The following is a 6,271-nucleotide window of genomic DNA, read 5'->3' as shown; positions in this document are numbered from 1 at the left end:
ATCACGTCGGGTTCGGGGTTTTCGTCAATGGTGGGCACCTTGAGGCCCTCGGCCCATTCCAGGCGCTTGTCGCGGGAAATGCCCCAGGGGTTGCTCGCCCGCTCCATGCCACGGAAGGCGGTTTGCAGTTGCGGCGGGAACTCGCCCTGCACCATCACCAGGTTGCGGCGAATGTCCACGATGTCGAGCATCTGCTCGTCTTGCACCGGGCAGACCTGCATACAGGCCCCGCAGGTGGTGCAGGCCCAGACCGATTCCTCGTTGATGGCGTATTCCAGCAGCGGCTTGGCGGTGCTCGCGCCTTCTTCAAAGGGCACGGGCTTCAGCACGAAGGGGCTGTGCTGCGCGGCAATCACGTTCAGCTCCATGCGCTTGTTGATTTCCAGCGCGGCGGGGCTGAGGGCCTTGCCCGTCGCGTTGGCGGGGCAGACATCCTGGCAGCGGTTGCACTGAATACAGGCGTAGGCGTCGAGCAAGCGGGGCCATTCCAGGTCTTCCAGCTTTTCCACGCCCAGTTTGGGTTCTTCTTGCTCCATCGCTTCTTCCAGGCCCTTCATGGGGGGCAACACGCCCGACCCGACAGGCCGCTTGAGCGCGTAGTTCAGCGGCGCCATGAAGATGTGGATGTGCTTGGTGTACGGGAAGTAGCTCAGGAAGGCCAGAATGCTGGCGAGGGCGCCCCAGAAGCCGAAGATGCGCCAGCCGTGAATCGCGCTGTCGCTCAGGCCATGAAACGCGAAGCTGCCCAGCGCCGAGGAAAACGGCTGAAGCCAGTCGTAGTTCCCACCGTGCAAGCGTGCTTCTTCCACCATCTTGGCGGCGTTGCCGACGATGCGGCTGCCGACGTGAAACAGGATGAAGCTGGAGACGATGAGGCTGTCGCGCTTGATATAGTTCTCTTTGACCAGCGGGTGCAGCAGCGTCTTTTCGGTAAAGCGGAAGTCGCGCCGAGACTTGCCCCACAGTCGGCGGTAAAGCAGGCCCAGCACCCCGACCAGCACGCCGAAGCTCAGCAGATCGGCCAGGAAGTTGTAGGCGGCCCCGAGCAGGTTGCTGCTGCTGATGGAAAAGTGGAAGTACCCTTCCAGGCCGTCAATGACGTTGACCAGCAGGTAATAAGTGAAGCCGTAGAAGATCAGCGCGTGCAGCAGGCTGATGACCGGGCGCTTGCGGAAAGTCCGCTCCTGCGTCAGCGAAGTCCAGATGGCGTAGCCGATGCGCTGCGGGGCGTCTTGGAAGCGCCACTCGGAAGCGGGGGCGCCACGGCGAATCCGGCGGAACAGGCGGTAAAACCCGAACGCGCCGATACCGCCAGCGACCAGAGCGAAGACAAAAAAGGCAATTTGGTGGGCTAAGGGTAGCAAGGGGGAAACCTCCGGGGGGAGCGCTTCAGCGCGGCGCAGCGGGGGAAAGTGGGACAGGGGCGGAATATTGAACTCGGTTCAAAGTCTGCCGGAAAGTATAGCGGGCTTTCACATTCCGTACAGCATACGACCAGGACGGCGGGCGCGGCGTCTACAGTCTGACCATGCCCCTCGGATGTCTCGCGGCTCTCTTCGGAATCAGGGAAGCGCAGCCGCCCCCGCCTGTTCCCGCTTCGCCCCCACCGACCAGCCGACAGCGGGTGCCCGACGCCCTGCCGCTCAGGGCTAAGCGCTACTTCTTCTCTCCCGACGAGAACGCCTTTTTTCGTGCCCTGGAAGACGCCCTGCACGGCACGCCCTACCGCGCCTTTCCCAACGTGCGGCTCAACGACCTCTTTACCATCACTGACGAAGCCCAGCGAAATTCCACCCTGGGGCGGCTGCGCGACAAGCACACCGACTTTTTGATTGTGGACGCGGGCGACCATTTCCGGCCCGTGCTGGCGATCGAACTCGACGGCGCTTCGCACCAAGGCGACGAACAGAAGTACCGCGACTCGGTCAAGGACGTGATTTTCCGTTCGGGTGGGCTGCGGCTGCTGCGCCTGCCCTCGCGCCGCTACCGGGTGGACGAGTTGCGCGGCGTTCTAGAACGGGAGGGACTGCGCGGCCCGCGTTGACCTATCCTGCCTTCCAACACGCAACCCACGGGAGGCTCTACCTTGAAACGCACCGCCCTGACTGCCCTGCTGCTCTGCTCCCTCGCCGCCGCCCAGACGGCCCCCACTGCCCCTATGCCCACGCCTGCCGACCTGACCCGCCTGCTGCCGCCCATCAGCGACGACCCGATTTTCGTGGCCTACCCGCCCGACAAATACACCGTCGCCTTCGACCACGTCCTGCTCGAAGGCAGCGTGAAGCCCGGCGCGACCCTCAGCATCGGCGGGCAAGCAGCCGAAGTCGGCGCAGACGGCCTGTTCATCCTCTGGCAACCGCTGCAACCCGGCGAGAACGTGCTGAAGCTGGAAACCACCCTCAGCGGCGTGACCAGCAGCAAAGAGTTGCGCGTGACCAGCAAGCCCAAAACTGTCCTGAGCGGCGCGGCCCAAATCGTGGAAGGAAGCGTCCTGCCTGCCGCTGACCGGGTGGCGTACATACAGCCCGCCAATCTAGAGATGCGCGGCGTGCCCGTGGGCTTTACCGGAACGGCAGGCGGGCAGGCCAGTTTCAAGGTGGGCGACCTCGGCCCCTTTCCCATGACCGAAGGCAAGCCCGGCGAATACGCCGGAACCTTCCTGCTGCCCGCCCAGCTCGCCGCCGCGCCCGTCACCTTTACCCTGACCCAGCCCGACGGCACCACGGCGACGGCCCAGAGCAAAGGCAAACTCAGCGTGACGGGCAGCGGCCCCCGCGTGGGCGAAGTGACGGCGACGATTGCCGGGCGCGGCCTGCAAGCGGGCGGGCAGGTCTGGCGCAACGGTGCGGGCCGCAACTATGTAGTCTACCCGCGCACCGGGGCCAGAACCGTCGTGGTGGGCGAAGACGGCAACACCTACACCGTGCAGGTGTCGGGCGGCCTGACCCTCAACGCGCCCAAGTCCACCCTGACCCTGGCCCCCGAGGGCACGCCGCTGCCCCGCGTGATTTTCACCACCATCAACGTCAAGAACGTGGGCACCCACAGCGAAGTGCGCGTGCTGCTGCCCGCCCGCGTGCCGTTCACAGTCGAGCAGCAGGTCGGGGCGGGCAGCAGCAGCCTGGATATGCGGCTCTTTCACAGCATCTCGGACGTGGATTACATCGTGTCGGACGTGCCGCAGGGGGCCGTGCGCGACGTGCGCTGGACCCAGGACGCCGACGGCGTGGCCCGCGTGCATGTGGACCTGAACGGCCCGAGCTGGGGCTACGACGCCACCTACGAAGACGACAACACGCTGGTGCTGCGTGTCCGCAACGCCCCGAAACTCGACGCCCGCCAGCCGCTCTCCGGGCGCACCATCGTCATCGACCCTGGACACGGCGGCGGCGAATTCGGTGGGGCCGGCCCGCTGCGGGTCCCAGAGAAAAACCTGATGCTGCCGCTGGCGCTGCGGGTGGCCGAACTGCTGCGCGAAAAAGGCGCGAACGTGGTCCTGACCCGCGAGGGCGACGTGACCACGCCCATCTATGACCGGGCGCTGCTGGCAGAAGCGAAAAACGCCGACCTGCTGGTGAGCATCCACGCCAACGCCCTGCCCGACGGCGTGAACCCCGCTTCCAAACGCGGCTCGGGCGTGTACTACTACAACCCCCAGGCCCGCACCCTGGCCGACACCGTGCAGGCCACCCTGGTCGAAAAACTGCCCGACATCGGCAACGACGGTGTGCATTATCAGAATCTGGCGCTGACCCGGCCCACCACCCAGCTCAGCATCCTGATTGAAACGGCCTTTCTGACCGACCCGCAAAACCTGCGCCAACTCATGAGCGACACGGGCCGCGAACGCTTTGCCCAGGCGATTGCGCTGGGGCTGGAACGCTTCTACCGGGACGCAGCTTCCAAGGTGAAGTGACATGAAAAAACTCATCCTTCCTGCTTTTGCCTTTGCCCTCACCGCTTGCACGCCCACCTTGCAGGACGCCTCGGTGTGGCTTTCTCCCCCTGCCGTCTCCGTGCAGCGCGGCGCAGCTACCGAAGTCTCCCTGACTTTCGTTGACCGCGCCCAGCGCCAGGGCATTTACACCGTCTCGGTTCTAGGGAGCGTGAATATGGACGGCGTCAACGTCAAGCCCATCGGCTCCAGCATCATCAGCGGTAGCGGCGGCAGCGTGCGCCTCAGCATCGGCGTCGCGCCCAACGCCGATGTGGGAAAACACGTCACCAACGTGGTGCTGACGGGCAAAGAAGGCATGCTACAAACCACACTGACCGTCAACGTCGTTCCTTGACGCCCCGGCCCCTTACACTGGCCCTATGGACTTGAAGGCTCAACTCAAGGCCGCTGTCGAGGCCGCCGCCCAGCAACTGGGCATGACGGTAGACGCGGCGATTCAGGAAACGCCCAGCACCAAACCCGGCGACTACGGCACACCCGCTGCTTTTCAGATGGCGAAAGCCGCAGGCAAAAACCCCGCCGAAGTCGCCGCCGCGCTCGCTCAGGCCATCGTTTTGCCCGCCGGAATCAAGAAGGTGGAGGCCGTCGGGCCGTTCATCAACTTCTTTCTGGACGTGGGCGCGTTCGTGCGCGGCGTGGTCGAGCAGCCCTTCCAGATGCCCCAGTTGAATGGCAAAGTCGTCATCGAGCACACTTCGGTCAACCCCAACAAGGAACTGCACGTCGGACACCTGCGCAACGTGGTGCTGGGCGACAGCATGGCCCGCATCTTCCGGGCGGCGGGGCACACGGTCGAGGTGCAGAACTACATTGACGACACCGGGCGTCAGGCCGCCGAGAGCATTTTCGCCATGCAGCACTACGGGCGCATCTGGGACGAACAGACCAAGTACGACCACTGGATGGGCGAAGGCTACGTGCAGCTCAACGCCGACCCCCAGAAGGCCGAACTGGAACCCCAGATCAGCGAAGTGATGCACAAACTGGAAGCCGGGGTGCTGCGCCCGCTGGTCGAGCAGACGGTGAAGGCGCAGCTCGAAACCTGCTTTCGCCTCGGCGCTCGCTACGACCTGCTGAACTGGGAATCGGACGTGGTGGGCAGCGGGTTGCTGGGACAGGCCATGAACATTCTGGAGAGCAGCACGTACACCTCGCGCCCTGCCGAGGGCAAGTACGCGGGGGCCTTCATCATGGACGTGTCCGAGTTCATGCCCGGCCTCGAAGAACCCAATGTGGTGCTGGTTCGCAGTGACGGCAACGCCATGTACGCCGCCAAGGACATCGGCTACCAGTTCTGGAAGTTCGGCCTGTTCGAGGGCATGAAATTCAAGCCGTTCATGCAAGACCCCGAGGGCCGCGACATCTGGACGAGTGCCCCCGATGGGCAGGCCGACGAGGGACGGCGCTTCGGTCACGCCGAGGAAGTCATCAACGTCATTGACGCCCGCCAGGACCACCCGCAGACCGTGGTTCGCAGCGCCCTGGGTGTGGCAGGCGAGCAGGAGAAAAAAGAGCGCAGCATCCACCTCTCCTACGCTTTCGTGACGCTGGAAGGTCAGACCATCAGCGGGCGCAAGGGCCATGTGGTCAGCGCCGACGCCGCGATGGACGAGGCCCAGAAACGTGCCCTGGCCGAACTCGCCAAAATCAACCCCGAACTCGCCGCCCGTGACGACGCCCAGGAAATCGCCCGCCGCATCGGCATCGGGGCCATGCGCTTTGCGATGCTCAAGGCCGAGCCGACCCGCAAAATCGACTTCCGCTGGGAGCAGGCGCTGGCGCTCAACGGCGACACCGCGCCTTACGTGCAGTACGCGGCGGTGCGGGCCGCCAACATTCTGCGTAAGGCGCAGGAAGCCGGATACGCCACCGACGGCACCGGGGCCGACTGGGACGCCCTGCCCGAGATTGACCTGGTTCTCGCCAAGCAGGTCGCCAAGCTGCCCGAAATCGTGGCGCAGAGCGTGCGCGTGCATTCGCCGCACGTGGTCGCGCAGTACGCCCTGGACCTCGCCACCTCCTTCAACGCCTGGTACAACGCCAAGACCAAGCAGGGTAAACCCGCCACCAACGTCTTGCAGTCCGAAGAAGGCTTGCGCGAGGCGCGGCTGGCCCTGGTCGCCCGCTTGCGGACGGCCTTCGAGGAAACGCTGGCGCTGATCGGCATCGAGATTCCGGCGGCGATGTAACCCAAATATTGCCGATGGGCCGTGGGCTATGAGGAGCACCCTCACGGCTCACGGCCCATCGCTCATGCCTGATACGGGACTGGGCTTTACTCCGCACATCCGAGGAAAGCGCCCGAATGTGCTC

At 64.8% G+C, this 6,271-nt stretch carries 5 protein-coding genes; 4 read left to right on the top strand and 1 reads right to left on the bottom strand.

What is annotated here, in order from left to right; translation table 11 throughout:
- On the bottom strand, window positions 1-1,364 hold a 1,364-nt coding region (locus Q4C89_RS13355), incomplete at its 3' end, for a (Fe-S)-binding protein (protein ID WP_303103116.1).
- Window positions 1,365-1,528: 164 nt separating this feature from the next.
- On the opposite strand from Q4C89_RS13355, the gene Q4C89_RS13350 reads away from it, so the two are divergent.
- Genes Q4C89_RS13350 through Q4C89_RS13335 form a run of 4 tightly spaced genes read left to right on the top strand, consistent with a single transcriptional unit; the run spans window position 1,529 to window position 6,147 of the window.
- Window positions 1,529-2,044 carry a DUF2726 domain-containing protein gene (locus Q4C89_RS13350; RefSeq protein WP_303103115.1) on the top strand — a complete coding sequence of 172 codons (516 nt, stop codon included), beginning with the start codon at window positions 1,529-1,531 and terminating at the stop codon, window positions 2,042-2,044.
- A gap of 42 nt (window positions 2,045-2,086) precedes the next feature.
- On the top strand, window positions 2,087-3,916 hold the full coding sequence (locus Q4C89_RS13345; RefSeq protein ID WP_303103114.1) for an N-acetylmuramoyl-L-alanine amidase: 1,830 nt from the start codon (window positions 2,087-2,089) through the stop codon (window positions 3,914-3,916).
- A gap of 1 nt (window position 3,917) precedes the next feature.
- Entirely contained in the window at window positions 3,918-4,292 is a 375-nt protein-coding gene (locus Q4C89_RS13340) for a hypothetical protein (RefSeq protein WP_303103113.1), read from the top strand.
- Window positions 4,293-4,317: 25 nt separating this feature from the next.
- Window positions 4,318-6,147, top strand: a complete 1,830-nt coding sequence (locus Q4C89_RS13335) for an arginine--tRNA ligase (protein WP_303103112.1) — start codon at window positions 4,318-4,320, stop codon at window positions 6,145-6,147.
- Window positions 6,148-6,271: the final 124 nt, after the last annotated feature.

Origin of the sequence: Deinococcus sp. (assembly GCF_030523985.1) — a bacterium.
Lineage (GTDB): Bacteria > Deinococcota > Deinococci > Deinococcales > Deinococcaceae > Deinococcus.
Note: the sequence above shows the minus strand (reverse complement) of the source record. Positions and strands in the feature narration are given on the sequence as shown.

Bases quoted from the DNA above. Each gene is read 5' to 3' on its own strand.
- Q4C89_RS13350 (WP_303103115.1), top strand. From the start codon at position 1,529: ATGCCCCTCGGATGTCTCGCGGCTCTCTTCGGAATCAGGGAAGCGCAG.
- Q4C89_RS13340 (WP_303103113.1), top strand. From the start codon at position 3,918: ATGAAAAAACTCATCCTTCCTGCTTTTGCCTTTGCCCTCACCGCTTGC.
- Q4C89_RS13335 (WP_303103112.1), top strand. From the start codon at position 4,318: ATGGACTTGAAGGCTCAACTCAAGGCCGCTGTCGAGGCCGCCGCCCAG.